Source organism: Nannocystis punicea, from assembly GCF_026965555.1.
GTDB classification, from domain to species: Bacteria; Myxococcota_A; Polyangia; order Nannocystales; family Nannocystaceae; genus Nannocystis; species Nannocystis punicea.
In genome coordinates this window covers 3,535,256-3,561,153 of the sequence record NZ_CP114040.1, presented here as the reverse complement: position 1 = coordinate 3,561,153, position 25,898 = coordinate 3,535,256, and the positions used below count along the sequence as shown (strand labels likewise).

20 protein-coding genes are annotated in these 25,898 nt (G+C 72.8%); 16 read left to right on the top strand and 4 right to left on the bottom strand.

What is annotated here, in order from left to right:
* Positions 1-153 precede the first annotated feature (153 nt).
* From O0S08_RS13630 to O0S08_RS13610, 5 genes are all read left to right on the top strand, one after another.
* Complete coding sequence (locus O0S08_RS13630) at positions 154-3,993, top strand: serine/threonine-protein kinase (RefSeq protein ID WP_269039547.1); 3,840 nt, start codon at positions 154-156, stop codon at positions 3,991-3,993.
* Positions 3,994-4,490: 497 nt separating this feature from the next.
* Positions 4,491-5,177: an RNA polymerase sigma factor gene (locus tag O0S08_RS13625; RefSeq protein WP_269039546.1), complete on the top strand. Its 687-nt coding sequence runs from the start codon at positions 4,491-4,493 to the stop codon at positions 5,175-5,177.
* A 65-nt stretch (positions 5,178-5,242) separates the two neighbouring features.
* Positions 5,243-7,027, top strand: coding sequence for a signal peptide peptidase SppA (gene sppA / locus O0S08_RS13620; RefSeq protein WP_269039545.1), 1,785 nt, complete (start codon positions 5,243-5,245; stop codon positions 7,025-7,027).
* Between the two features lie 142 nt (positions 7,028-7,169).
* Entirely contained in the window at positions 7,170-7,559 is a 390-nt protein-coding gene (locus tag O0S08_RS13615) for a hypothetical protein (RefSeq protein WP_269039544.1), read from the top strand.
* A gap of 333 nt (positions 7,560-7,892) precedes the next feature.
* Positions 7,893-8,750, top strand: coding sequence for an OmpA family protein (locus tag O0S08_RS13610; protein ID WP_269039543.1), 858 nt, complete (start codon positions 7,893-7,895; stop codon positions 8,748-8,750).
* Between the two features lie 196 nt (positions 8,751-8,946).
* Here the strand turns inward: O0S08_RS13610 and O0S08_RS13605 are convergent, their stop codons facing one another.
* Both O0S08_RS13605 and O0S08_RS13600 read right to left on the bottom strand, forming a co-directional pair.
* Positions 8,947-10,425 (bottom strand): Ig-like domain-containing protein, encoded by a 1,479-nt coding sequence (locus O0S08_RS13605; RefSeq protein WP_269039542.1) that lies wholly within the window; start codon positions 10,423-10,425, stop codon positions 8,947-8,949.
* 328 nt (positions 10,426-10,753) lie between these two features.
* The gene (locus tag O0S08_RS13600) at positions 10,754-12,172 is read right to left on the bottom strand and encodes an Ig-like domain-containing protein (RefSeq protein WP_269039541.1); all 1,419 of its coding nucleotides are present in this window, start codon (positions 12,170-12,172) and stop codon (positions 10,754-10,756) included.
* Positions 12,173-12,400: 228 nt separating this feature from the next.
* On the opposite strand from O0S08_RS13600, the gene O0S08_RS13595 reads away from it, so the two are divergent.
* Complete coding sequence (locus tag O0S08_RS13595; protein ID WP_269039540.1) at positions 12,401-13,378, top strand: FAD-dependent oxidoreductase; 978 nt, start codon at positions 12,401-12,403, stop codon at positions 13,376-13,378.
* A 12-nt stretch (positions 13,379-13,390) separates the two neighbouring features.
* Positions 13,391-14,296, top strand: a complete 906-nt coding sequence (gene cysD / locus O0S08_RS13590; RefSeq protein ID WP_269039539.1) for a sulfate adenylyltransferase subunit CysD — start codon at positions 13,391-13,393, stop codon at positions 14,294-14,296.
* A gap of 72 nt (positions 14,297-14,368) precedes the next feature.
* Here cysD and O0S08_RS13585 read toward each other — a convergent pair whose 3' ends face one another.
* On the bottom strand, positions 14,369-14,545 hold the full coding sequence (locus O0S08_RS13585) for a hypothetical protein (protein ID WP_269039538.1): 177 nt from the start codon (positions 14,543-14,545) through the stop codon (positions 14,369-14,371).
* 360 nt (positions 14,546-14,905) lie between these two features.
* Between O0S08_RS13585 and O0S08_RS13580 the strand changes: the two genes are divergently transcribed.
* From O0S08_RS13580 to O0S08_RS13540, 9 genes are all read left to right on the top strand, one after another.
* A complete protein-coding gene (locus O0S08_RS13580; protein WP_269039537.1) occupies positions 14,906-15,280 on the top strand; it encodes a hypothetical protein in 375 nt (124 codons plus the stop codon).
* A gap of 3 nt (positions 15,281-15,283) precedes the next feature.
* Complete coding sequence (locus tag O0S08_RS13575) at positions 15,284-15,850, top strand: hypothetical protein (protein WP_269039536.1); 567 nt, start codon at positions 15,284-15,286, stop codon at positions 15,848-15,850.
* Positions 15,847-16,575 carry a hypothetical protein gene (locus tag O0S08_RS13570; protein WP_269039535.1) on the top strand — a complete coding sequence of 243 codons (729 nt, stop codon included), beginning with the start codon at positions 15,847-15,849 and terminating at the stop codon, positions 16,573-16,575. The genes O0S08_RS13575 and O0S08_RS13570 overlap by 4 nt, the downstream gene beginning before the upstream one ends.
* A gap of 22 nt (positions 16,576-16,597) precedes the next feature.
* Complete coding sequence (locus tag O0S08_RS13565; RefSeq protein WP_269039534.1) at positions 16,598-17,740, top strand: WD40 repeat domain-containing protein; 1,143 nt, start codon at positions 16,598-16,600, stop codon at positions 17,738-17,740.
* A 444-nt stretch (positions 17,741-18,184) separates the two neighbouring features.
* Positions 18,185-20,098: a sulfate adenylyltransferase subunit CysN gene (cysN, locus tag O0S08_RS13560; RefSeq protein ID WP_269039533.1), complete on the top strand. Its 1,914-nt coding sequence runs from the start codon at positions 18,185-18,187 to the stop codon at positions 20,096-20,098.
* Positions 20,099-20,172: 74 nt separating this feature from the next.
* Entirely contained in the window at positions 20,173-20,751 is a 579-nt protein-coding gene (locus tag O0S08_RS13555; protein ID WP_269039532.1) for a hypothetical protein, read from the top strand.
* A gap of 38 nt (positions 20,752-20,789) precedes the next feature.
* Positions 20,790-20,996 (top strand): hypothetical protein, encoded by a 207-nt coding sequence (locus O0S08_RS13550; protein ID WP_269039531.1) that lies wholly within the window; start codon positions 20,790-20,792, stop codon positions 20,994-20,996.
* Between the two features lie 237 nt (positions 20,997-21,233).
* The gene (locus O0S08_RS13545; protein ID WP_269039530.1) at positions 21,234-22,877 is read left to right on the top strand and encodes a hypothetical protein; all 1,644 of its coding nucleotides are present in this window, start codon (positions 21,234-21,236) and stop codon (positions 22,875-22,877) included.
* Positions 22,878-22,914: 37 nt separating this feature from the next.
* Positions 22,915-23,565 carry a HEAT repeat domain-containing protein gene (locus O0S08_RS13540; protein WP_269039529.1) on the top strand — a complete coding sequence of 217 codons (651 nt, stop codon included), beginning with the start codon at positions 22,915-22,917 and terminating at the stop codon, positions 23,563-23,565.
* Positions 23,566-23,571: 6 nt separating this feature from the next.
* Here the strand turns inward: O0S08_RS13540 and O0S08_RS13535 are convergent, their stop codons facing one another.
* On the bottom strand, positions 23,572-25,893 hold the full coding sequence (locus O0S08_RS13535; protein WP_269039528.1) for a TonB-dependent receptor: 2,322 nt from the start codon (positions 25,891-25,893) through the stop codon (positions 23,572-23,574).
* Positions 25,894-25,898: the final 5 nt, after the last annotated feature.

Below are 25,898 nucleotides of genomic sequence, written 5' to 3'. Positions count from 1 at the left end.
TCGTCACCTGCCTTTCAAAATCTCCAGCCAGCCGTATCACAGACCCCTCGCGGGCGCAGGCGGGGAAACCCCCCTCCGCGCGGCGTCGCTGCGGACCTCGGCAACTCCCCGCCCCCGGCGTTTGCGGTCCCGTGCTAAGGTGCTCGCGCAGGCGTGGCCGACCTCGAGGCGGACAGACTGCGCGCCTTGATGCGCGCCGCGGTGTTCAAGCAGCCGCACCAGCCGGTGCTCCTCGGCAACTTCGAGATCATCAAGGTGCTCGGCTCGGGCGCGATGGGCATCGTGTATGAGGCCTTCGACCCCCGTCGCGGCGAGAACGTGGCCCTCAAGACGCTGCGGGCCCCGAGCGCGCGCGCACTGGCGCTCTTCAAGCGCGAGTTCCGGGCCCTGTCGCGCCTGTCGCACCCGAACCTGGTCGAGCTGCACAAGATGTATCGCGACCACGAGCAGTACTTCTTCACGATGGAGCTCATCCGCGGCTCGCCGCTGCTCACGTATCTCTGGGGCGTGGAGACCGCTCCCGAGGCGCCCACGGCCACCCCCGTCACCGACTTCGCGCGCCTGCGGGCGGTGTTCGCCCAGCTCGTCGACGGCGTGTTCGCGCTCCACCAGAGTCACAAGCTGCATCGCGACATCAAGCCGACCAACGTCATGGTCACCCCCGAGGGGCGCGTCGTCCTCATGGACTTCGGCTTCGTCGGCGAGGAGACCGTCGGCACCCTCGAGTCGACGGCCGGCAGCCTGGTGGTCGGCACCCCCGCGTACATGGCCCCGGAGCAGGCCGTCGGCGGCGCGCGCACGCCCGCGAGCGACTGGTACAGCGTCGGCGCCACCCTCTACATGGCGCTCACCGGCCGCGTCCCCTACTCCGGCGAGAACCTCGCGCGGATGATGGAGCGCAAGCAGCAGTCCGCGCCCCCCCCGCCGCGCACCGTCGTCGCCGGGATCCCCGACGAACTCGACGTCGTCTGCGTGCGCCTGCTCCAACCTGACCCAAAGGTCAGGCCCGGCGCGTCCGAGCTGCTGGCCCTGTTCCACAGCGACCGCAGCCACATCCAGCGCGTCCAGGCGGCCGCCTACCTCTCGCCGGCCGCCACCCACGTCGGCGCGCGCAGCTTCGTCGGCCGCGCGGCCCAGGTGCGCGCGCTCCGGTCCGCCTTCGACGCCATGGAGCAGCCCCCGACGGCCGCCCAGCCGGTCGCCGATGCCGACCCGGCCAGCCCCGCGGCCGAGTGCGGCCCGGCGGTCGTGCTCGTCCACGGCCGCGCGGGCCTCGGCAAGAGCGCGCTGATCCGCCACGTCACCGACGGCCTGCGCCACCGCGCCGCCCTGCTGCGCGCGCGCTGTTACGAGCGCGACACCGTCCCGTACAAGGCGCTCGACAGCCTGGTCGACGCGCTGGCCCGCCAGCTGCGCCAGCGCGACGAGGCCGAGGTCGCGGCCGTCCTGCCGCCCGAGATCGACTCGCTGGTCGCGCTGTTCCCGGTGCTCCACCAGGCCCCGGCCGTGGCGGCCGTCACACCTGTCCCTTCGGCCATCCCCACTCGACGCGATCTCCGGGCCGCCCTGCGCCCCGACGCCCCGGCCTTCCGCGCCCTCCGGCGGCTGCTCCTCGGCCTCGGCGCCCGTCGCCCGCTGGTGCTGTGGATCGACGACCTGCAGTGGGGCGACAGCGACAGCGTGCGCGCCCTGGCCGAGCTGCTGCGCCCGCCGGCGGCCCCGCGCGCCCTGCTGATCGCCAGCTACCGCAGCGAGGACAGCGACAGCCCGGCGCTGCGCGCCTTGGATGTCCTCAAGGACATGGTCGAACAGGCAGGTTCTTCGGTACAGGTGGTCGAGCTGCCGCCGCTGGCGACCGACGAGACCGACGCGCTGGCGGAGATCCTGCTCGGGCCCGACACCCCGCCGCAGCGGCTGCGCCGGGTCGCCGCCGAGGCCGGGGGCAGCCCGCAGCTCTTGCACGAGCTGGCGCGCTTCGTCGCCCACGGGGCCGGCAGCGCGCCCGAGGTCACCCTCGACGAGCTGATCGAGATCCGGATCTCCCGCCTCACCGCGACCCAGCGGCGCCTGCTGGAGGTGCTGGCGGTGGCCGGGCGTCCGCTGGCCCAGGGCGTCGCGTTCGCGGTCGCCGGCCTCACCGGCAACGCCGGCAACGCCGGGCTCGCCGACCTCCACCAGTTGCAGGCCGCGGGCCTGGTCCGCAGCTTCACCGCCGCCGGCTCCGACCTGCTCGGCGAGGCCGGCGACCTCGTGCTCGACGTCCAGCACGAGCGCACCCGCGAGGCCGTGCTGCTCCGCCTCGACGGCCCGGCCCTGCGCGAGCTCCACGGCCGCCTCGCCGCCGCCCTCGAGCGCGACCCGCAGACCGACCCGTTCGCCCTCATCGAGCACCTGCGCGCCGCCGGCGACACCGCCCGCGCGCTCGCCCTGGCCCGCCGGGCCGCCACTTTCTACCGCGACGCCGACGACTTCCTGCGCGCCGCCGCCTTCCTCCGCGTCGCCCGCGACCTCGCCCCGCCCGGCGCCGCCCCGGCGCTCGCGCGCGAGCTCGGCGACACCCTCGCCCGCGCCGGCCACAGCCGCGAGGCCGCCGAGGCCTACCTGTCCGCCCGCACCGGCGGCGACCCGGCCGGCGACCTGACCCTCGTCGGCGCCGCCGCGGCCCAGTTCATCACCGCCGGCCACCTCGCCCGCGGCCAGGAGGTCCTCACCGCCGCCCTCGTGTCGGCCGGCCTGTCCTCGGGCGACGCCTCGATGCGCGACAAGCTCGGCGCGCTGTGGCGCCGCGGCCAGCGGATGGTCCGCGGCCTCGACTTCACCGCCCGCGCCGAGGCCGACATCGACCGCATGGAGCTGGCGCGGGTCGACCTCTGCTTCGCCGCGGCCCTGTCGACGCTGGTCGTCGACCCCAGCGCCGCCGCCGACGCCCAGGCGCGCCACCTCCTGCTGGCCCTGCGGACCGGCGAGCCGCGCCGGGTCGCGCGCGCCTTCGCCCTCGAGGCCTGCCTCCTCGCTCCCGGCGGCGCGCGCTCGCGGGCCCAGATCGACCCGCTCCTCGCCTCCGCGCGCGCCCTCGCCCGCACCACCGGGGCCGCCGGCATCGCCGACCTGTGCGACCTCGTCGACCTGCTGGCCGAGACCGCCGGCGGCTCGCCGACCCGCGCGCTGGCGCTCGCCGGGCCGCTGCTGCGCGCCGGCACCCTGCACGCGCCCGAGCTCCCGGGCCTGTCGACCCTGGCGCGACTGTGCCAGTTCCGCGCGCTCACCCACCTCGGCCGCTACGACGCGCTGCTCGAGGAGGTCCCGGCCCTGCTGACGGCCGCCCGCTTCGCCGACGACCGCGCCGCCCACGTCGCCTGCGCCTCCCTGGCGGCCTGGCTCGCCGCGGTCGACGGCGACCCGATCGGCGCCCAGGCGCTCGCCGCCGAGTCCGCCGCCGCCTGGCCCGCCGCCGATCCCCGCGCCTTCCACATGCAGCACCTCCAGATCCTCGGCGCCGAGGCCCACGGCCTGCTCGCCGCCGGCGATCCGCTCGGCGCGTGGAGCGTCGTCGAGGCCGCCGCCCCGGCGCTGGCTCGCAGCGGCCTGGCCCACCTGTTGCCGCTGCGGATCCAGGCCACCGAGCTGACCGGTCGCACCGCCCTCGCCGCCCTCGCCGCCGGCCCGCCGTCGGGCGCGCGCGAGGGCCTGCGCAAGACCGTCGAGCGCGCCGCGGAGACCCTCCAGCGCGACGGCGCCCTCGGCCACGCCGCGCTCCTGCGCGCCGGCCTGCGCCACCTCGCCGGCGACCACGCGGCGGCGCAGATCCTGCTGCAGACGGCCGGCGACGCGTTCGCGGCCGCCGGCATGGCCGCGCATCAGGCCGCGGCCGAGCTGCGCCTGGCCAGGCTCGCCGGCCGCAGCGGCGACGTCCCGCGCGGGGCCCTGCGAGCGCTCGGCGTCGAACACCCGGACTGCTTCGCCGACCTGCTCGCGCCGGCGCTGCCCGCCTGAGTCGCGCAGTTCTTGCTCGCGCTCCTCTCCTCCTGACACCGGCGCGCCCTGCGGACCGACGGAGGTTGCATCCGCACAGAATTCGCCTGCGTCCGCAGCCCCGCCGCCGTGCGATCGCGCCGGCAGCCCCGCGGCCGTGCGTCCCCCGACGGGCGCCCCTCACGATCTCCTTGCGGTGCAATTGCGCCGGCGGCCTCATGACCCGACGGACGCTGCCCGCCGCCGTGCGTCCTCCGACGGACCGCGGCCACGCGAGCTCGCGCGCGGCCCATCCGGCCCATCCGACGCTGCAGACCTCGGGCTTGCCGATGCTGCAGACCTCACGTCTTCGCCCCTTTCATCGGCTCCGGCGGTCACCGGCGTCGCGCCCCGGCGAGCGCGGGGCGACCTGCGGACGCGTGCGCGTGCGCCGGCTTCTCCCCCGCTCCCCGCGCGTGATCCGGCTCTACGCGCTCGTTCCGCCGAACGAGCGGCCTCGCCGTGCTACCGTCGCGGGGATGTCCGACGACTTCGAGCTCCTCGACGCCTGGCGGCGCGGCGACCTGCAGGCCGGCAGCAAGCTGTTCGACCGCCACTTCGAGAGCATCCACCGGTTCTTGCGCAACAAGGTCGGCGACGACACGGACGAGGTCATGCAGCGGACCCTGCTCGCGTGCGTCGAGACCCGCGACCGCTTCCGCGGCGCCTCCACCTTCCGCACGTACCTGTTCGGCGTCGCCCGGCTCGAGCTGTTGGCGCACTACCGGCGGCGGCGCAAGCTCAACAACGAGCTGGACATCGAGTCGAAGTCCTTCTTCGACCTCGACCCGTCGCCGAGCACCGTCGTCGCCAAGCACAACGAGCAGAAGCTGCTGCACGAGGCCTTGCGGCGCCTGCCGATCGACCTGCAGATCGCGCTCGAGCTGCACTACTGGGAGAACATGTCGGCCACCGAGGTGGCGACGGTGCTCGAGATCCCGAGCGGCACTGTCAAGAGCCGGCTGCGGCGGGCCAAGGAGATGCTGCGCGAGATCATGGAGTCGATCACGCTCAGCAAGACCCAGCTCGAGAGCACCATGGGTGACCTCGACGGCTGGGCCAAGCAGCTCGGTGAAACCCTGCGCGAGGGCGCGGCGGTCTCACGCATGACGGCCAAGGACGACAACGACGACGAGTCGCCGTCCGGGGCCGCCGCCGCCACCTGAGCTCGGCGCCTCCGGCGCTCCTCCGCGCGGGCCCGCAGCGGTCCGGCACCTCCAGCGACATCGGCATGACTCGACCGTCCCGCACCCTCCGGTTCTTCGCCGTCATCGGCGTCCTGTCCACCGCCGTCGCCTTGCTGGCGCTCTTCACCGTCTCGGTCCGCTGCGCCTGCGGCGGGCCCGGCGTCCCGGCGAAGACCGTGCTCGAGATCGACTTCGAGCGGCCCTTCCTCGAGCACCAGGCGGCCGACCCGGTCGCGCGCGCGCTGGGCGGCGGCGGGCCGACCGTCGACGACCTCGTCGCCGCGCTCGAGAAGGCGAAGACCGACGACCGGGTGGCCGGTCTGGTGGCGCACGTCGGCGGCGCCGGCTCCGGCTTCGCCCGCACCCAGGAGCTGCGCGACGCGATCGCCGGCTTCCGCGCCAGCGGCAAGTTCGCGGTCGCCTTCTCCGAGACCTTCGGCGAGTTCGGGCCCGGCAACCAGGGCTACTACCTCGCGACCGCGTTCGACGAGATCTGGCTGCAGCCCTCCGGCGACATCGGCCTCAACGGCCTGATGATGCAGGGCACCTTCTTCCGCGGCGCGCTCGACAAGCTCGACATCGCGGTCCGCATGGACCACCGCTACGAGTACAAGAACGCGCTCAATCAATACACCGAGCGGGCCTACACCCCGGCGCACAAGGAGGCCAGCCAGGCTGTCCTCAAGAGCATGTTCGATCAGTTCGTGGCCGGCATCGCCGACGGCCGCAAGCTCGCGCCCGAGGCCGTGCGCGCGCTGGTCGACCGCGGCCCGTTCCTCGGCCCCGAGGCCGAGAAGGCGGGCCTGGTCGACAAGCTCGGCTACCGCGACGAGGTCATGGCCGCCGTCAAGGCGCGCGCCGGCGACGGCGCCGAGCTGCTGTGGCACGACCGCTACCTCGAGCGCGCCGGCAGCCCGTGGGAGCGCGGGTCCCGGATCGCCGTCGTCTACGGCATCGGCCCGGTCGCGCGCGGCGAGAGCAGCTTCGACCCGCTGTTCCGCGAGGCCACCATGGGCTCCGACACCGTCGCCGCGGCGCTGCGGGCCGCCATCGACGACCCCGAGGTCAAGGCGATCGTGTTCCGCGTCGACAGCCCCGGCGGCTCCTACGTCGCCTCCGACGCGATCTGGCGCGAGACCGTGCGGGCCAAGCAGGCGAACAAGCCGCTGATCGTCAGCATGGGCAACGTCGCCGGCTCCGGCGGCTACTTCGTCGCCATGCACGCGACCAAGATCGTCGCCCACCCCGGCACGATCACCGGCTCGATCGGCGTGCTCGGCGGCAAGATGCTCACGCGCCAGCTGTTCGAGCGCCTCGGCGTCACCTACGACGCGATCGGCAGCTCGGCCAACAGCGACTTCTTCAGCGACACCCACGACTACAGCGCGCACGGCTGGCAGCGCTTCCAGGCCTGGCTCGACCGCGTCTACGTCGACTTCACCACCAAGGTGGCCGAGGGCCGCGGCCTGCCGATCGAGAAGGTCCGCGAGGTCGCCAAGGGCCGGATCTGGACCGGCGCCGACGCCAAGGAGCTCGGCCTCGTCGACGAGCTCGGCGGCTGGCCGGTCGCCCTCCGCCTGGCCCGCGAGTCCGCCGGTCTGGCCGCCGACGCCGACATCGAGCTCAAGGTCTACCCCGCGGACAAGGGCCTGCTCGGCTCGCTGCTCGACGGCGGCAACGACAACAGCGAGACCGTCAGCGCCGACGTCCAGGTCGCCGTCGGCCTGGTCGACGAGCTGCGCCCGGTCGCCGCCGAGCTGCGCGCGCTCGGCCTCGGCCCCGGCGCCCACGGCGTGATCAGCACCCTGCCCGTCGCCCTCGGCGACTGACCTGTCCTTCGGGACATCTGGTTCCTGCGCCGCGTCGACGCCGTGACGGCGGCCGGCGGCGCGCGCCGACTCGCCGCGCGCGGACGAGCCCCGGGGTCCTCCCTTGCCCGGCGGCCGCGATCGCCGCTATGTCATGGCGGCCATGAACACGCCGTCTGCCGCGCTCGAAGCCCGCATCTTCGCCCTCGAAGCCACGGTCCGCCGCTTGCGCCTGTCGACTCTCGGCCTGGTCGGCCTGCTGCTCGCGCTCGTCACCTGCGGCAGCGGCGGCGGGTACAGCAACAGCAGCACGCAGGAGCAGCTCGGCCTGTTGATGGCCCGGGAGATCCGCGTCGGCGACGAGCGAGCCGCCGTGCACATCGTCGGCCACGAGCTCCGCATGCAGCGCGAAGGCGTCGGCACGGTGACGGTCGAGAGCGACCGGATCCGCTTCCTCGCCGCCGACGGCAGCGAGCGCGCCGCCTTCATCGCCGACGGCGCGCCCCAGTGGGTCGTCCCGCAGGCCGGAGGACCGGTGAAAGCGTCGCCCTGACGCGTGTCGCTCGAGAGCGCAGCGATCGCTCTACATGTCCCGAAGGCCATCTTCTCTGCGATCGCTGTCGACCTGTCCCGAAGGCCAGAGCCGTCGCACAGGCGCGATCGAGCGAGCGCTCGCCCTGCGACCCGACGCCGTCGATGCAGCCCGCGCGCCGGACGTGCCCTTCGAGGCGGCCGATGCTCACCCTGTCCCGACGGACAGCTCGTCTCCGGACCACGAAGCCCCCGACGGCGCCACCGATCCGGCCGCGCCTGAGCCGGCGACTACGAGCGTCCAGGAGGCCGACGGGCTCGGCTTCGCGCCGCGAATTTGGCTATCCTCGCCGCCATGGTGCGCCTCCTCCTCGGCTCATTGCTGGCGGCAGCGTGCACCGCCAAGAACCCCGACCCGCCCGCTCCGCCGGTCACCGCCGCGTCGAACACGCCCGCGCCTGCCCCTGCGCCGGCCCCGTCGAGCACGCCCGCGCCCGCCCCTGCCCCCGCCGGGACCGGGACCGAGGCCGAGGCGCTCCCCGCCGATCTGATCGACCTCTGCCCCGACGCGCCCGAGACCGTCAACGGCTATGAGGACGCCGATGGTTGTCCCGACGAGGTCCCGGCGGAGGTCACCGCCATCACCGGGATCGTCGACGGCATCAGCTTCCGGCCGAACAGCGCCGAGCTCGAATTGAAAAAGTCACGGCCCGCCCTCGATCGGCTGGTCGACGTCCTGCTCCGCCACAGCGCCGTGACCCTCGAGATCGCCGTCCACTCCGACGAGTCCACGAGCAAGGGCTGCCTCACCTGTCGGCGGGCCGACGCGATCGCCCGCTACTTGCTGGCGAAGGACGTCGGCTGGACGCAGCTCCTCGCCCGCGGCTACGGCGCCCAGCGGCCGCTCGGCGACGACCCGCGCAAGAACCGACGCATCGAGCTCACCTTGCAGGTCCCTACCGCGACCCCTGCGACCCCGCCGTCGCTCGGCCCCGCCGAATGCCTCGACCGGAAGACGGTGCGGCAGGCCGACGGCGCCCTCGCGGACTGCTACCCGTACGTGTGCCGCGCCGGCGCCTGCCTCACGCGCTGCGACGAGCGGACCGACTGCGCCGGCGCGCAGACCCTCGGCGAGATGTCCGAGCAGGGCTGGCCGCTCGAGTGCATGCCGAGCGGCGAGTGCACGCCGATGCACCCCGACAAGGTCCACTAGCGCCGCGCTTTCTCAAAAAACCTGCCCCGAAGGACAGATCTGTCGTGCGCGCGACGAGCCTGTCCTTCGGGGCAGCTAAACTCATTCGCGGAGCTTCGGGTAAAAGACCGTCCTGAAGGGTGAGTCCGGCGATGCAGCCCGCTCGTCGGACCACCCTTCAGGACGGCTGAAACTCGCGCCTGTCCCGCGGGACAGCTCAGCGCCGGCGCCGGCGCCGGGCCACGAACGCCCCCAGCAGCACCACCAGGCCGGCCGCGCCGGAGCTCGGCTCCTGCGAGCAGCCGCAGCCGTCGTCGCTGTCCTGCTGGCCCCAGCCGGGCGGGAGCAGCGGGCCCGGCGGGACGACCGGACCGCCGCTGTCGGTGCTGCCGCCGCCGGTCGAGGCCTCGCCCGTCGAATCGCCGGAGTCGCTGTCGCCCTCGCCCTGCGAATCGCCGGTCGTCTCCGGCGCGCCGGTCGTCTCGCCGCCCTGCGGGTCGCCCTCGCCGGTCTCCGCCCCGGGCGCGGGCATCGGCCCGCCGCTGGTCCCGTCCGGCGCCTCGCCGGTCTCGCTCTCGCCCGGCTCGCTCTGGGTCACCACGGTGAAGCACACCGGGTCGGACATGGTCACGTTGGGCTCGTCGTCGCGCGCCTCCGCGGTCAGGCAGTACGAGCCCTCGGGGAAGGTCGCGTCCTTCCACTCGTACGGCGGCGTCGTCACCGGCGCGCCCTGGTCGACACCGTCGACGTAGAGGTCGACCTGGGCCACGCCGACGTTGTCGCTCGCCTCGACGGTGATCGTCACCGCCGCCGGCGCGGTGAACTCCTGGCCGTCCTGCGGGCTCGTGATCGCCACCGTCGGCGGGGTCGGGTCGGGCTCGTTGGCGCCGAACAGCCACATCAGCTCGGCGTGCGAGTTCTGGCCCTTGTCGCAGAATTGCTTGTGCTGGTCGCCGCAGCGGACCGGCACGTTGGTGTCGAGCTTGAGGCACTCGTCGCGGAAGCTCGGGTCGCCGCCGGCGTTGTAGGGGTTCATGATGTCGTCGGGCTCGTTGACGTGCTCGAGCCCGTACGCGTGGGCGATCTCCTGACTCATCGTCGTCGCCTGGGTCGACGCCGAGTACTTGTCCTTGGCGCTGTGGAACGCGAGGACCACGTTCGACGCGATCTTCGCGTCCTCGCAGTCGAGCATCGCCACCCCGAGCACGCCGGCGCCGATCACGTTGGTCGGCGAATTGACGCACATCGTGTATTCGCCCTCCTCCGGCCGCTCGTCGGTGATCACCACCTTGTACTTGGCCCAGTCGGCCTTGACCGCCTGCAGCGAGGCCGCCCGCTTGCTGCCCTCGCCGTACGGCTTGAAGTCCGCCTCGAACTCCTCGAACGCCGTCTCGTCGTTCTTGGCGTCGTCCTTGCCGGTGTGCTTCAGCTTCACGCCGTCGTAGTTCAGGAAGAACACATTGGTCATCGCCTGGCCGGCGGCCGTCGGCGGCACGTTCGCCTTGATCCGCCCCGTCGCCTCCATGCTCGCCGGCGGCGACAGCGGCGCCGCGCGCACGCCCGTCGGCTCCGGCTCGGGCGCAGCCTCCGCCGCGGGGGACTGCACATACGGCGCTGCACCCGCAGCATTGCTCAAGAGACAGGTGGCGAGCGAAAGGACGACAATGCGCGCACGGCGGTCGGTGGTGAATGTCATGTGCCTCACTCCGGTACGACATTCCCAATAGGCAATCCATGCCACCGCCTTCAAGCCTTATTTTCGCCCGCACAACGACCATTCGTGCGGTGCGGACATTCCGCCGGCGCTCCGCGGGTCCCCGAGCCGTCTTGGAGGGAATTGGGCCTGCGGTGTGAGCCTGCGCAAATTCTTGCGCAGCGCTCGCCGCGCCAAGCATTCTCCGCACAGTCTACGCGCCGTGCACGCGTTGACAACGTTCACTGCGCACTTCACGCGATCTGCAGGCGCGAGAAAACCCACCGCACCCCTGGCGCGGCGGGCCTCGACCCCTGAGCCCTCGCCCCCCTCAGCCGCGCCGGCGCCGCCGCAGCAGCCCCAGCGCCACCAGCACCCCCAGGCCCGCGGCGCCCGGTCGAGCCGGCTGGGCGCAGCCGCAGCCCTCGTCGCCGCCGTCCTGGCCGAACCCGGGCGGCAGCGCGGCCGAGTCGGAGAACCCGACCCCGCCCTCGTCGCCGTTCCCGCTGTCGTCCTCCTCCGGCTCCGGTTCGGGCTCACCGGTCTCGAGATTGCCGGTCTCGCCGCCGGTGGTCGGGAGGTCCCCGGTAGTCGGATCGGGCGGCTCACCGCTGGTGCTCGTGCTCGACGGCCCGGTGGTGCCCTCATTCTGCTTCACCACCGTGAAGCAGACCTCCGGCGACATCGCCGTATTGGGCTCGTCGTCGATCGCCTGCGCCGCCACGCAATAGGTGCCCTCGGGGAACGTCGCGTCGGACCACTGATACGGCGGCGTCGAATCGGGCGCGCCTTGATTCATGCCGTCGATGTACAGATTGACCTCGGCGACCCCGATGTTGTCGCTCGCCTCGGCGACGATCGTGATCGTCGCCGGCGCCGGGAACTGGTCGCCGTTCTTCGGGTTCGTGATCGCCACGGTCGGCGGCGTCGGGTCCGGCGTCGCGGTGCCGAACAGCCACAGCAGCTCCTGGTGCGAGTTCTGCTGGTTGTTGCCGCAGAACTGGCTGTGCTGCGCCCCGCACTGGATCGGGTTGCCGCCGCCGTCGAGGTTCAGGCACTGATCGAGGAAGCTCGGATCGCCGCCCGCGTTGTACGGGTTCATGATGTCGTTCGGCTGATTGACGTGCTCGAGCCCGTACGCGTGGGCGATCTCCTGGCTCATCGTCGTCGCCTGGGTCGCCGCCGAGAACTCGTCATTGGCGCTGTGGAACGCCAGCACGATGTTGGCCGCCATGTTGTCGTTGCAATCGAGCGGCGCCACCCCGAGCACTCCGCCGCCGAAGATGTTCGTCGGCGAATTGACGCACATCGTGTAGAGCCCGCCGTTCGGCCGCACGTCGGTGATCGTCACGTCGTACGGGGCCCAGTCGGCCTTGACCGCCTGCAGCGACGCGGCGCGCTTGTTGCCGGCCCCGTACGGCTGATACGTGGTCGCGAACTCGTTGAACACCGTCGTGTTGGTGGCCGAATTGTCCTGCCCGCCCTGGTTCAGGGTCACGCCGTCGTAATTCAGGAAGAACACGTTGGCCTGGGCGTGCCCCGCCTCGCTCGCCCGCACTCGGTCGGTCAGGTCGAGCCCCTGCTGGGCCGGCGGAATCATCGGAGCTGCCCGCCACGCCTGCGGCTCCGGCGCTCCCGGCGCAGCGGGCGGCTGCACGAAAGGAGCGGCGACCGCGCTCGAACTCAACAGGCACACCCCGATGCAGAGTGCCCCGGGGTGCGATCGAAGGACGGCGAACGGCAGGATCATGGGGTTTGTCCAAGTTCCACCCTAGGCAATCCCTCCCCCGGGCTTCAAGCGCTAATTTCGACGGGCGGCAGCAGAGAATCTGCGCTCGCGGACGCCCGGGCGGCGGCCCCGAGCCCCCACCGCCGGGCGCGGACACGTGACGCTGCGCATGCAGAATCACGCCGCGGCCTGACGCACCCCGCACGCCACTGCCCGCAGTCGCGCCCGTCGGCTACATTCATCGCCCGCATGGCCGCCCGCCCCAGCGCGCAATCCACCGCCCCCGAGGTCCTCGTGCTCGGCGGCGGCGTCGCGGGCCTGACCGCCGCGCTTTGTCTGCTGCGGGCCGGCAAGCGCGTCCGCGTGGCCGCCCGGGCCTACGTCGCCGGCACCACCTCCGCCGTCGCCGCGGCCTTCTGGTACCCCTATCGCGCCTATCCCGAGGCGATGGTGGCACCGTGGGCCCGCGTCAGCTACGCGCGCTTCGCCGAGCTGACGCGCAGCGCCCCCGAGGCCGGCGTCCTGCGCCGCGAGACCGTCGAGGTGTTCCCGCACGAGGCCCCGCCGCCCGCCTGGGCCAGCGACCTGCCCGACTTCGAATTCGTGCCCGCGGCCGACCTCCCGCCCGGCTACGGCGCGGGCCACCGATTCACCTCCTTCGTGATCGAGACCTCGGTCTACCTGCCCTGGCTCATGCGCCAGGTCGAGGCGGCCGGCGGCGAATTGACCGTCCACGCCTACGCGAGCCTCGACGAGGCCGTGGGCGACTGTCCGCTCGTCGTCGATTGCACCGGCCTCGGCGCTCGCGAGCTCGTCCCCGATCCGTCGATGTACGCAGTGCGGGGCCAGATCGTGAGGGTGCGTAACCCCGGCATTTCTCGCGTGTGGATCGACGAGCACAGCGGCAGCGGGATCACTTATGTCGTCCCGCGCAGCCACGACGTCGTCCTCGGCGGGACCGCCGACGAGCGCGAGGAGGACACCACGCCCGACCCCGCCTTGACGCCCCGCATCATCGCCCGCTGCGCCCGCCTCGAGCCCGCGCTGGCCGGCGCCGAGGTCCTGTCGGTCGCCGTCGGCCTCCGCCCTGCTCGCCCCACCGTCCGCCTCGAGGCCGAAACGCGGGCCGGCGGCCGAGTGGTCCACAATTACGGCCACGGCGGCGCCGGCGTCACCCTGTCCTGGGGCTGCGCCGAGGCGGCCGCCCACCTGCTCTTTCCGACCTGACCTTTAAGACCTATGTCGCAAACGCTGACCCACCTGCGCCAGCTCGAGGCCGAGAGCATTCACATCATCCGCGAGGTCGCGGCCGAGTTCGAGCGGCCGGTCCTCCTGTTCAGCGGCGGCAAGGACTCCGCCTGCATGCTGCACGTCGCGCGCAAGGCGTTCCACCCGGCGCCGCTGCCGTTCCCGCTGCTGCACATCAACACCACCTGGGACTTCCGCGAATTGCTCGAGTACCGCGATTGGTTCGCCCGGACCCACGGCATGGACCTGATCGTCTACACCAACGAGGAGGCGCTGGCCGAGGGCATCAACCCGTTCGACACGCCGACCCCGAAGTACAGCGCCGCCATGCAGACGCAGGCGCTGGTCAAGGCGCTGCGCCAGGGCGGCTACGACGCGGCCTTCGGCGGGGCCCGCCGCGACGAGGAGAAGGCGCGCGCCAAGGAGCGGGTCTACTCGTTCCGCAACAAGCAGATGCAGTGGGACCCGAAGAACCAGCGGCCCGAGCTGTGGGACACGTACAACGGCAAGGTCAACCCGGGCGAGAGCATCCGCGTGTTCCCGCTGTCGAACTGGACCGAGCTCGACGTGTGGCTGTACATCCACCTCGAGCAGATCCCGCTGACCCCGCTCTACTTCGCCACCGAGCGGCCCTGCATCGAGCGCAACGGAGCGCTGATCGCCGTCGACGACGACCGCATGCGCCTGCTCCCGGGCGAGGTCCCCACGCTCCGCAAGGTCCGCTTCCGCACCCTCGGCTGCTACCCGCTGACCGGCGCCATCGAGAGCCCCGCCGCCACCGTCCCCGAGATCATCGAAGAGATGCTGGTCGCCACCCACTCCGAGCGCCAGGGCCGCCTCATCGACTACGACGAGGCCGGCAGCATGGAGCAGAAGAAGAAAGAGGGCTATTTCTAGGCCCTGCCCCTCCGGGCATGTCCTGCGGGACATGCCTGAGAAAACATGTCCCGCAGGACATGTCCTGCACGCCTACCCCTGCGGGTCGAGCTGCTTCTGGTCGAGCCCGCCCGGGTACGCGTACGAGTCGTATTCGTCGATCACCCCGAACGGCTGGTCGCCGGTGAGCACGTGGACGCCGTCGTCGGCCGGCACGCGCGCGACCTCCCACTCCGACGCCCCGACCTTGGTAAACGTGTTCCGGGCCACCGGCGCCCCGTCGAGGTGATCGTCACGGTCGCCGCCGAACCGCCGTCGCCGCGGCCGCCGCTGTCGCCGCAGGCCGCCAGCGCCAGCAGGCCCGCCGAGGCACGAATGTAGTCACACCACATGCGCTCACCCCCGATGGCGCACTCTGGCGGAGATCCCAGCCGCAAGCGCCCTCGCGGCCGCGTTCGCCTGCGTAGGCGCTCGCACGGGGGCTCGTCCGCGCAGGTCGCCCCGGGCTGCAGCCACGAGCCCCCGAGGCCTCGCAGCGCCGCCACGAAGCGACGCCGATGGCCGAGCCTGGTCGTCCCAAACCCACCCACGTGGTTGCGCGGCGCCACCGGGTAGGTCATCGTCGCAGCAGTGAGCGACCGTCCTCGTCCAAGCCGCGTCGGTTTCCTCGCATTACTGACGGCCCTGGTCGGCCTCGTCGCCGCCTACCTCAACGGCTGCCTCGTCGGCCTCGGGTTGTCTGCAAATGCCATTCGCAAGCAGACCGCGGCCGAGACCGCGAAGCCGACGGCACAGGCGGACGCCAGGGTCCGCGTCGTCGTCCAGGGCGAGCAGTGCCGCCTCGACGGCAGGGGCCCGCTGCAGGCCTGCGACACATGGTGCGCCGAGCAGGCCCCCGGCACCGCCGTCGAGATCGAGGCCACCGCCGGGGCGCAGCGGGCCGTCGAGGGCCTGCGCACCTGCCTGCAGGGCCGCGGCATCAAGGCCCAGGTCGTATCGGAGTAGCGCGTGTTCTGGCAGGCGCTGTTCGACCCGCTCAGCATCGTCGTCCTCGCCGCGGCGCTGGCCATGACCGGCCTCTCCCTCGGCTGGCTGCGCGGCGCGGCCCGCCAGCGCGACGTCCTCGCCGGCGGACTCATCGTCCTGCGCAAGATCGGCGCCCAGCTGGCCGAGAATCACCCGATCCGCCGCCGCCTCGAGTCGGCCCCCGTGGTCGACCTGTCGTTCGAGGAGCTCGCCCGCCTCCTCAGCGGCCAGCAGGTCGAGCCCGCGGCGCGCACCCTGATCCGCCTCGGCGAGCGGATCGGCTGGGTCGAGCGATTCGCCCAGCTGTCGGTGCACCTCGGGATCCTCGGCACCGTGTTCGCGCTGGTCAGCGCCGATCCGACCGACCTCGAGGGCTTCCGCGCGCGCCTGCCGATGGCCCTCGGGACCACCTTCTGGGGCCTCATCGGCGCGATCGCCCTGTCGCTGGTCGCCGGCGCGTGCGAGAGCCTGCTGGAGCGCGCCTCCCAGCACGTCCGCGAGGCCCTGCTCGAAGGCCTCGAGCACAGGCCCGAGGGGTCCGGGCCGTGAAGCGTCGCCGTCGCCACGCCCTCGACCTCCTGCCCTTGCTCGACGTGTTCATGGTCGTCCTGTTCGTGTTCGCCACCATTCAGGAGGGCCAGCTCGACGCCTCCACGCACACCGCCGCGGCCCTGCAGGCCGAGCTGCAGCGGCTGCGCGCGCAGCAGGTCGACCCCGGCGAGCTCGCGCGTCTACGGCAAGCCGAGGCCGACGCCAGCGCCGACGCCGAGGCCGCGCGCGCCGAGCTCGCGCGCGCGACCGAGGCCCAGACCGAGCTGCGCGCCGCCCTCGACCAGCTGCGCACCGCCGCCGAGCAGGCCGCCGCGACCGCGACCACCTCCGGCGCCGAGGTCCTGCGCCGCCAGGAGGTCCTGACCCGCCTGCTCGATCACTTCTCGGTGTTCGAGATCGAGATCGACGGCGAGCTCACCGGCGACGCGGTCGTCAACCATTGCTGCTACCGCACCGAGCCGCTCGCCGGCGCGTGGAAGCCGTGCGGGACGGTCCCCGCCGCCACCACCGACCTGCAGGACTGGCTCGCGGAGGGCGGCGCGGGCCTCGTCGACGCCCTGCGCCGCACTCGCGGCGGCAACGCCATGACGATCGTGCGGCAGAACGAGCGCGCCACCTGGCGGGTCGCCCGCAAGTTGGAAGAACACCTGCGCGAGCGCTTCCCCGACCACAAGATCTACGGCGAGGGCGTGGCCACCCACTCGCTGGCCTGCCCGCATTGACTCCTCGCATTCGCGACCGCCCATGAATCGCCCCACCACGATCGAGGTGATCAATCCCGACGGCGGCGCGATCGAGTCGTTCACCCTCCTGCCCGACGGGCGGCGCGCCCTCGTCCTCCTCGACTTCGCCACCCTCGCGCTGCTCGACCTCGTCGACGGCCGTGTCGTGTGGATGAGCGGCGCCGACGAGCTGTACCCCGCCGAGTTCCAGCCTCCCGCCCCGCTCGGCCCCGACCGCGCCGTCGTCCTCGGCGTCGAGGGCCCCGACCCGGAGTTCGAGCTGCCCGCAGCGCCCTTCGTCGTCGATCTGGCCAGCGGCGAGCGTCTGGGCCCGGCGGTCCCCTCGCCGCCCTCCGTTTGCAAGATCGCCGCGCACCCCGACGGCCGGCGGCTCTTCGTCGGCCACCGCGACGGCAACGTCGCCCTGTGGGACCTCGCCACCCGGCAGCAGTGCGGCGGCTGGCGAGCGCACCGCGCCCCGATCCGGCACCTCTGCGTCACCCCCGACGGAGCCCGGCTCGTCACCAACGCCGACGACGAGGCCCTCGTCTGTTGGGACCTCGAATCGTCGCTCTGCCTCGGCTACCATTCGCCCGGGGGCGGCGAATACGTCACCGTCGGCGACGGCGAGGTTTTGACCATCCCCTACCAAAACATCGTCTCCGGGCTCGCCCTGGCGCCTTCGGGCGCGTGGCTCACGGCCTTCGTCGGCGACGAATCCCCCCTCTCGCCGACCCTCTTCTCGCTCCCCTCGCTCGTCCCTCAAACAGCGCTGCCGCACACGTACGCCCCCGCGGTCTTTCTCCCCGACGGCCGCCTGCTGCTCCAGCGGCGCGGTCGCTACATGTCCACCCCCGACGCCGATCCACGCAACGGGCTCCTCGTCTGGGACCCTGACCACGCCCGCCCCGTCGCCGACCTCCCGGGCCCCACGCACGCCTTGTTCACCGCGATCGCGGCCCACCCCGACGGCCGGCGCGTCTTCACGGCCGCGGAGACCATCGAGCGCTGGGACCTCGAGTCCGCCGAGCTCGCCGAGCTCGTCGGCCCCGACGTCGTCTCCGCCGGCCACGGCGCGCGCAGGCTCCTGGTCACCCCGGACGGCGCCCGCCTCATCGCCGTCTATCGCCACCGGGTCGACTGCATCCCGCTCGACGCTGCGTGATCTCTCCCTCATGTCTCCCGAGACATGCCCGATCGAGCATGTCTCGAGAGACAAGATCACCCCGCCAAGAAACCTCGCGGGACCCTGCCCGCCGTCACCGGTCCGCGATCGACAGGAACTTCGGCGACGCCTTCATGGCTCGAACGCCTGCACCTCGTCCGCCACGCGCTCGACCCCCCGCTCGCACCTGTCTCTTCGGGCATATCATTTCCCGCGCGCGCCCCCGGTTCGCCCGGCCACAGCGTCGTTCCGGCCCCGGTTTCACTGCGCCTGCAGCCGCGTGCGCGAACTCAACCGGCCCCGCCGGCCCCGCCGGATACGCGACCTACGACGCGGACGCCCTTCCGCCCCGAAAGCGCCGCTGGCGCGACGTGAACGCCGACCGTTGCCAGCGGCCCCGGTTGCCGCGCAAGCTCGCCCGGCCGCCCGCGTCCGCGAGGATCCATGACCGACATTTTAGCCTATCTCGAGCGCCACCAGCAGAAGGAGCTCCTGCGTCTCTTGACCTGCGGCAGCGTCGACGACGGCAAGTCGACCCTGATCGGCCGGCTGATGCACGACACGCGGGCGATCTACGAGGACCAGCTGGCGGCGATCCGGCGCGACAGCGTGCGCCAGGGGACCACCGGCGGCGAGCTCGACCTGGCGCTGCTCACCGACGGCCTCAGGGCCGAGCGCGAGCAGGGCATCACCATCGACGTCGCCTACCGCTACTTCAGCACCGACCGGCGCAAGTTCATCATCGCCGACTGCCCCGGGCACGAGCAGTACACCCGCAACATGGCGACCGGGGCCAGCACCTGCCAGCTCGCCATCATCCTGATCGACGCCCGCCACGGCGTCATGCCGCAGACGCGGCGGCACAGCTTCATCTGCAGCCTCCTCGGCATCAAGCACCTGGTCGTCGCCGTCAACAAGATGGACCTCGTCGGCTTCGACGAGGCTGTCTTCGAGGACATCCGGCGCGCCTACACCGACTTCGCCGCCGGCCTGCAGATCCACGACATCACCTTCATCCCGATCTCCGCCCGCGACGGCGACAACGTCGTCGAGGCCGGCGCGCGCATGCCGTGGTACCAGGGCCCGCCGCTGCTCGCCCACCTCGAGACGGTGCACATCGCCAGCGACCGCAACCTCCGCGACCTGCGCCTCCCGGTCCAGCTGGTCCTGCGGCCCAGCCACGACTTCCGCGGATTCGCCGGCTCGCTCGCCTCCGGCGTCCTGCGCGTCGGCGACGAGGTCGTCGTCCTGCCGTCGCGGGCCCGCTCCACCGTCAAGCGGCTCGTCACCTTCGACGGCGACCTCGAGGAGGCGTACGCGCCGATGGCCGTCACGGTCGTCCTCGCCGACGAGGTCGACGTCAGCCGCGGCGACGTCATCGTCCGCCCCGGCGGCGAGCCGCAGCAGGCCAGCGAGGTCGAGGCCATGGTCGTGTGGATGGACGAGCGGCCGCTGGTGCCCGGGCGCACCTACCTGATCAAGCACAACACCCGCACCGTCCCCGGCGAGCTCGAGGCCGTGCTGCACCGCGTCGACATCTCCACCCTCGAGCGGCGGCCGGCCGACAGCCTGGCGATGAACGAGATCGGCCGCTGCGCCCTCGCCCTGCACCGGCCGATCAACTTCGACCCGTACGCGGTCAACCAGGCCACCGGCGGCTTCATCATCATCGATCGCACCACCAACGGCACCGTCGGCGCCGGCATGCTGTGCGACCGCGGCGACCGCAGCGGCGCCGGCGACCCGTGGCAGGCCGACGGCGTCGACGAGGGCGGCCGCGACCGCCGCAGCGCCATCACCCGCGACGCCCGCGAGGAGCGCTTCGGCCAGCGCGCAGTCACCCTCCTCCTCACCGGCCTGCCCGGCTCCGGCAAGGCCACCCTCGCCTACGCCCTCGAGCAGCGGCTGTTCGCCGCCGGCCGGGCGGTCACCGTCCTCTACGGCCCCGCCATGCGCCGCGGCCTCGCCCGCGACCTCGGCTACACCGCCGACGACCGCAGCGAGAACCTCCGCCGCTCCGCCGAGGTCGCCCGCCTGTTCAACGAGTCCGGTCTGATCTGCGTCTGCGCCTTCGTCGCCCCGCACGAGGCCGTGCGCGCCCGGGCCAGGCAGGTCATCGGCGAGAGCCGCGTGCTCGAGGTCCACCTCTCCGCCCCGCTCGACGTCTGCCGCGCGCGCGACCGCACCGGCATGTACGCCCGCGCCGACGCCGGCGAGCTCAAGGCCTTCCCGGGGGTCAGCGCCGCCTACGAGGCCCCCGTCGCCCCCGACCTGGTCCTGCCGACCCACGAGCTGGACGTCGAAGCTTGCCTCGCCAAGTTGGAAGCGCTGCTGCGCGAGCGCGGCGTCCTCGGCTGACCGTCGCCTGTCCCTTGTGACCTGCCCCAACGGACAGGCTCGCCGCACCTCGGCGATCCTGCTATCCTGAGAGCATGGTCGATCCCGGCTCGCCCGTCCTCCCGCGCCACAGCGCCGCCCTCGGCCTCACCCTGTTCGCCGCCATCGCCCTGCCCATCGTCGGCGACGCCAGCGTCCTCGACTGGCTGCTGGCGATCGGCGCGCGCGACCCGATCGGCGCCCTGTTCGGCCTGTTCACCTTCGGCGCGCCGTTCCTGTTCGGCCTCGCGGTCGCGGTCGCCAGCGTGCTGCACGATCGCGTGTGGGCCGCGCAGGTGATCCAGGTCCCGCTCTCGCTCACCCACGCGGTATTGGTGCTGCACGCCCTGGCGATCGTGCACGCCCCCGGCGTCCCGCTGCGGCTGTCGTACCTCGGCTTCACCGCCGTCTCCTGCGTCTATTACCTCTACGCCAAGGCCGAGGCCGACGCCGCCGACCGCCCGCTCGGCCCGCGCTGGCTGACCCGCTGGGGCGGCGTCGTCTTGACCGGCGTCACACTCTGGCTGCACTTCCAGACCTTCGGCCAGCGCCCGTTCGGTCCCGCCATTCACGTCGCCCTCGCCGCCGCGTTCCTGCTGGCCGCCACCACCCCGCGCGAGCGCCCGAGCGAGTAGCGCCGAGGTCGACCGCGCAGGAGCAGCTCCAGCGCGAATTGGCGACGGCGCGCGCGAAGCTTGCGGCGCCCATGACGGGACGGTCCTCGCGCAGCGCCGACTTCGAGACGACCGAGGGAGACCTCGAGACGGCGCTCGAGCGCGCACCGGACGAAGCAGGGCGCGAAGCGAAGCAGAACATGGTGCACTTCATCGCGGCGATCGAGCCGCGTCGAGGCTCTCGCCTGCGGCCGACGCCGGGATGAATCCGCAGACTCGCCGTCGCCGATCGTGTGATCCGGATCGCAGAATTGGCGCCGTCCGACGCCGTCCGTCGCAGGCGCTTCCCCCGCGGCGCGGACGCCCCGCCGGCCTCGGATGTCCCGAAGGACACCTTCGAGATCGCGGCGAGCCCGGTCGCAGGCAGCTTGTCCGCCCGTCCGTTGCCTCGCCGCCGCGACCCGCCATTCGCCGCCCGGTGGTTCGTCCGTATCTTCGGTTGCATGTCGCGTCGCGTCGTCTTGCTGGTCGCCGCCTCATTCTCGTGCACCAGGCCCAACCCCCTGTTCGCCCTCTCGGAGGGCGATCCGACGCCGACGGTCGACGACGACGACGAACCCACCAGCGGTTCGAGCGGCGACACTGGCAGCCCCGGCGCTCCCACGAGCGGCGGCCCCGGGACCACGGGCGGGCCCGCGGGCACCACCGGCCTCGATCCGACCGACGACCCGGTCGAGCCGACGGAGGGGCTCACCGACCCGGGGGGCACGACCTCGACCACCTCGGCCGAAAGCGACAGCGAGGACACGTGCGGCGGCGACTGCCCCGATACCGAGGACGAATGCCTCGGCGGCGTCGAGTGCTCCGGCAAGCTCGAGTGGCTGCGCCGCAGCGGCGACGCGGCGATCCAGCGAGCCGCCGACGTCGCGGTGCTGTCCGACGGCAGCGTGGTCGTCGTCGGCAACTTCGCCGGCGAGCTCGGCACCGCCCCGGACGTGATCACCGCCACCACCGAGCCGACCGAGGGCGACGCGTTCATCCTGCGCCTCGACCCCGCGGGCGAGCAGGTGTGGATCCGCCAGCTCTCCGGCGCGGGCCTGCAGTCGGCCACCGCCGTGGTCGCCCTGTCCGACGATCGGATCGCCGTCGCCGGCCACTTCGCCGGCCAGCTGCTGTTCGACCCGCACCAGGTCGACGGCGTCGGCCAGAACCCGGGCTTCGTCGCCGTCGTCGACGCGAGCGGCACCGCCTCGACCCTCCACGTGTTCGGCGGCGACGACGTCGCGGCCCTCGACGTCGCGCTCACGCCCACCGACGACCTCGTGGTCGTCGGCCGCTACGACGGCGACATCCTGATCGCCGGCGACAAGACGATCGGCAGCGCGCGCGACCTGTTCGCCGTCGGCCTCGACCCCGTCGCCGGCCCCGCGTGGAGCTGGTTGCCGCACTCGAGCGGCGACCAGGTCGCGCTCGCGGTCACCGTCGCGCCCGCGGGCGCGGTATTCGTCGGCGGCGAGCTCGAGACCGGCCTGCAGATCGCCAACATCAACCTGCTCGGTCAGGGCCTCGACGGCTTCATCGCCGGCCTCGACGTCGAGGGCGTCCCGCAGTGGGGCACCCAGCTCGGCGGCCCCGAGGACGATCGCGTGCGCGCCCTCGCGGCCGCGCCCGACGGCACCTTCGTCGTCGCCGGCGTCCACGGCGGCGGCCTCGACTTCGGCGAGGGCGCCGTGCCCGATCCGGGCAAAGGCAAGCTCGGCGGCTACGTCGCCTCGTTCGACGCCAAGGGCGGCCTCCGCTGGGCCCGCACCGGCTTCGTCCTCGGCGCCGAACCCCCGGGCGTCGCCGTCGACGCCACCGGCCGCGTCGTCGCCTACTTGCCCGTCGGCGATCAGCCGATCGACCTCGGCGGCGGACCGCCCGGCGACGCCCCCGGCGCCCTGCTCGTCAAGCTCACCAGCGACGGCAACTTCGTGTGGGGCCGCCACCTCGCCGGCATCCTCGCGCCCGCGGGCCCCGGCCTCGGCGTTGGGCCAGCCGGCGAGATCGCGGTCGCCGGCGCGTTCGACCTCGAGCTCACCCACGACCCGCTGCAGCTCGTCTCGGCCGGCCTGCTCGACGTGTACGCCGGCCGCTTCCTCCCCTGACCACGGACGATCTATGCTGCCCCTGATAAGCCCCCTCATGAACGACCTCGCCGCGACGTGGAGCCGCTGGAAAGAGGAGACCTTCGGCTCCGGCTATCACATCTGGCACGAGGGGCTCGACGTCGGCGCGGTCACCAGGCTCAAAGGACAGGCGCGCGCCCGGGCCCTCGCCATGCTGCGGCTCGGCCGCTCGCTCGGTGACGACCACGCCAGCGAGGCGCTGGCGGCCATGGGCGACGCGCCGACGATCGCCGCCATGCGGGCCCGCCTCGACGCCGACGACCCATATCTCCCGCCGGCCACCCGCGTGCGGTTCGCCCGGATCCTCCACCGCATCACCCCCGACCCGCGGCTCGCCGAGCACCTCCTGGCCGTGCTCGGCACGACCTGGTCCAAAGGACAGTCGTGGTCCCCGCGGATCGACGCCGCCATCGGCCTGCGCGACTTCGCCGGCGAGGCCGCCGAGGCCGCGCTCCTCGCCGCAGTCGCCGACCCGCACTATCTCGTCCGCTATCACGCCTGCGAATCGCTGCTGCACCGCTGGCGCGCGAGCCGGCGCCAGCTCACCGACCACCCGGCCCTGTTCGCGCTGATCCGCGGCCCCGACGACGAATCCCCCGGCCCGGACGACCTCGCCCGCTACGCCGACGCGCAGCAGCGCCTGCGGGCGCTGGCCCCCCGCCATTGACGGGTGTCAATAATCGAGCCGCAGCCCCAGCGACGGGAAGATCGGCAGGCCGAAGCCTCCGACGGTGTCGCGGAAATCATAGCTGTACACGTACATCTCGATGTTCTGATGGTTGTACACATTGAGCACGTCGAGGTACGCGAGGAAGCTGACGCGCTTGTAGATCCACCGCCGGTCGACGCGGAGGTCGAGCTGGTGGAAGGGCGGGAAGCGGGCCGAGTTCTGCAGCCCGCGGATCGGCAGGTACCCGCCCTCGTACTCGATCGAGCCGACCACCGGCGTGTACGGCTGGCCCGACACCAGGCGGAAGCGGCCGCCGATCTGCCAGCCGCGCCCGAGCTTGATCGAGGCCACGATCGTCAGGTTGTGCCGCTGATCGAAGTCGCCGGGCCGCCGCCCGCCCGGGTCGCCGTATTGTTGGTCGAACAGCAACTGGCTGTGCATCAGCGTGTACGCCAGCCAGCCGTACAGCCGCCGCGTCAGCGGCTTGCGCAGCAGCAGCTCGAGCCCGACCGTGCGCCCATACGTCAGGCGCGTCGGGAACCCGCCCAGGCTGAGCGGCGGGTTGGCGTTGTCCTGGTCGCGGTAGAACGCAGTCGCGTCGATCGTCATGTCCGCCGGCAGGTCGTGCGACGCCCCGGCGGACAGCTGCAGCGCCCGGATCACGCGCAGCGTGTTCTGCCCCGGGATGACCGCGAACGCCGGCTCGAAGTTGGCGAAGTACGCCGGCAGCACCACCTGGTTGGTGCCGATCTGCCCCGAGCTCGGCACGATGCGCGCGTCGACCCCCCACTCCAACAGCCGTGATTGCGAGTAGAGGCCCGCGCCGAAGCGCAGGCGCCAGCGGTCGCTCACCTCCCACAGGCCGTTGAGCCGTGGGTCGAGCGCGAACGCCCGCTCCGACCCGACCGCGAACCCCGACGCGCGGAACCCCGGCACCAGCAGCAAGGACCCGAGGCGCAGCCGCCCCGAGCCGTACAGCCCCAGCCACGTCTGCTCGCCGCGGGCCGACTCCTCCGGCGGCGGCCAGCTGACGCCGTCGGGCACCTGGCCGCGGGCGCGGTAGTGGTCGACGATCAGGTCGGCGCCGACGATCAGGTCGAACCGCTTCGACATCGACCGCTGCAGCTCGGCCCGCAGCGAGCCGACGTAGTCGCGGCGGAACTGCTCGCGCTGCTCCACCTCGATCAGCTGGCGGCCGACGTCGAAGCGCAGCGCCGGCGACACCATCGCCGACCACGCCCCGAGCTTCTGCCTGTACGTGAAGTCGACGCGGTGGAAGCTCGAGCGGTAGTCGATCGCGTCGGTGAACCCGCCCTCCTTCTCGTAGTCGCGGAAGCGGAAGCGGATCCGGTCGCCCGCCCCGAGCACGCGGGCCGAGATCGACGCCCCGCGCTTCAGCGGGAAGTCGACCATCGCCTGGTAATCATAATAAGTCGGCAGCACCGTCCCGTTCGAGTCGGTGATCGACATGAACGCGCGCAGGCCGGCGTCCACGTAGCCGCGCTGGGCCCCGACGATGAACGACCCGCGCTTGCCGAGCGGCCCCTCGATCAGCGCGCTCGCGGCCCGCAGGTCGACGCCGATGTGCCCGTGGACCCCGTCGCGTCGCCCGCGGCGCGGCTCGATCACCACCATCCCGCCGGACGCGTTGCCGTAGCGGCTGTCGAAGTTGCCGGGCACGAAGTCGAGGCGCTCGATGACGTCGGCCGGCACCACGCTCGCCAGCGCCAGCGCGTGGAAGGCCCGCGGCACCGGGTGCTCGCCGATGAACACCCCCGACTGCAGCGGGCTCGCCCCGCGCAGCACCAGGAGCCCCAGCCCGCCCGGCGTGCGCGCCACCCCGGGCATGTTCTGCAGCGCCCGCAGCGGATCGCCCTGGCTGCCGGGCATGGTCGCGATCTCCTCGCGCGACAGCGACCGGGCCCCCGCCTCGGGCCGCTTCTCCGTGGTGTTGCGGACCACGGTGCGGTACGGGTTCCACTCGGTCGGCCGCGGGAACAGCTGCCGCTCCGTCGTCGCCCGCCTGCGGATCTCGAGCGTCTCCGCCAGCCGCTCGAAGCCCGGCGCCGCGATCACTACCTCCACCTTCCCCGGCGGCAGGTCGACCGCCAGGCGCCCCGCAGCGTCGGTCTCGACCACCGTCGTCCAGCCGCCGGCGCCGACCAGCACCACCCGCACCTCGGCCAGCGCGGTGCGCAGCCCGGCCGCCCGCACCCGCGCGCGCAGCGTCCCGCAGTCGTCGCGCCCGGCGCACGGCTCGCTGATCTTCGGCGGCGGCCGCGACGGCGCAGCTGCATGCGCCTTCAGACATGCTCCAAAGACCATGGCCG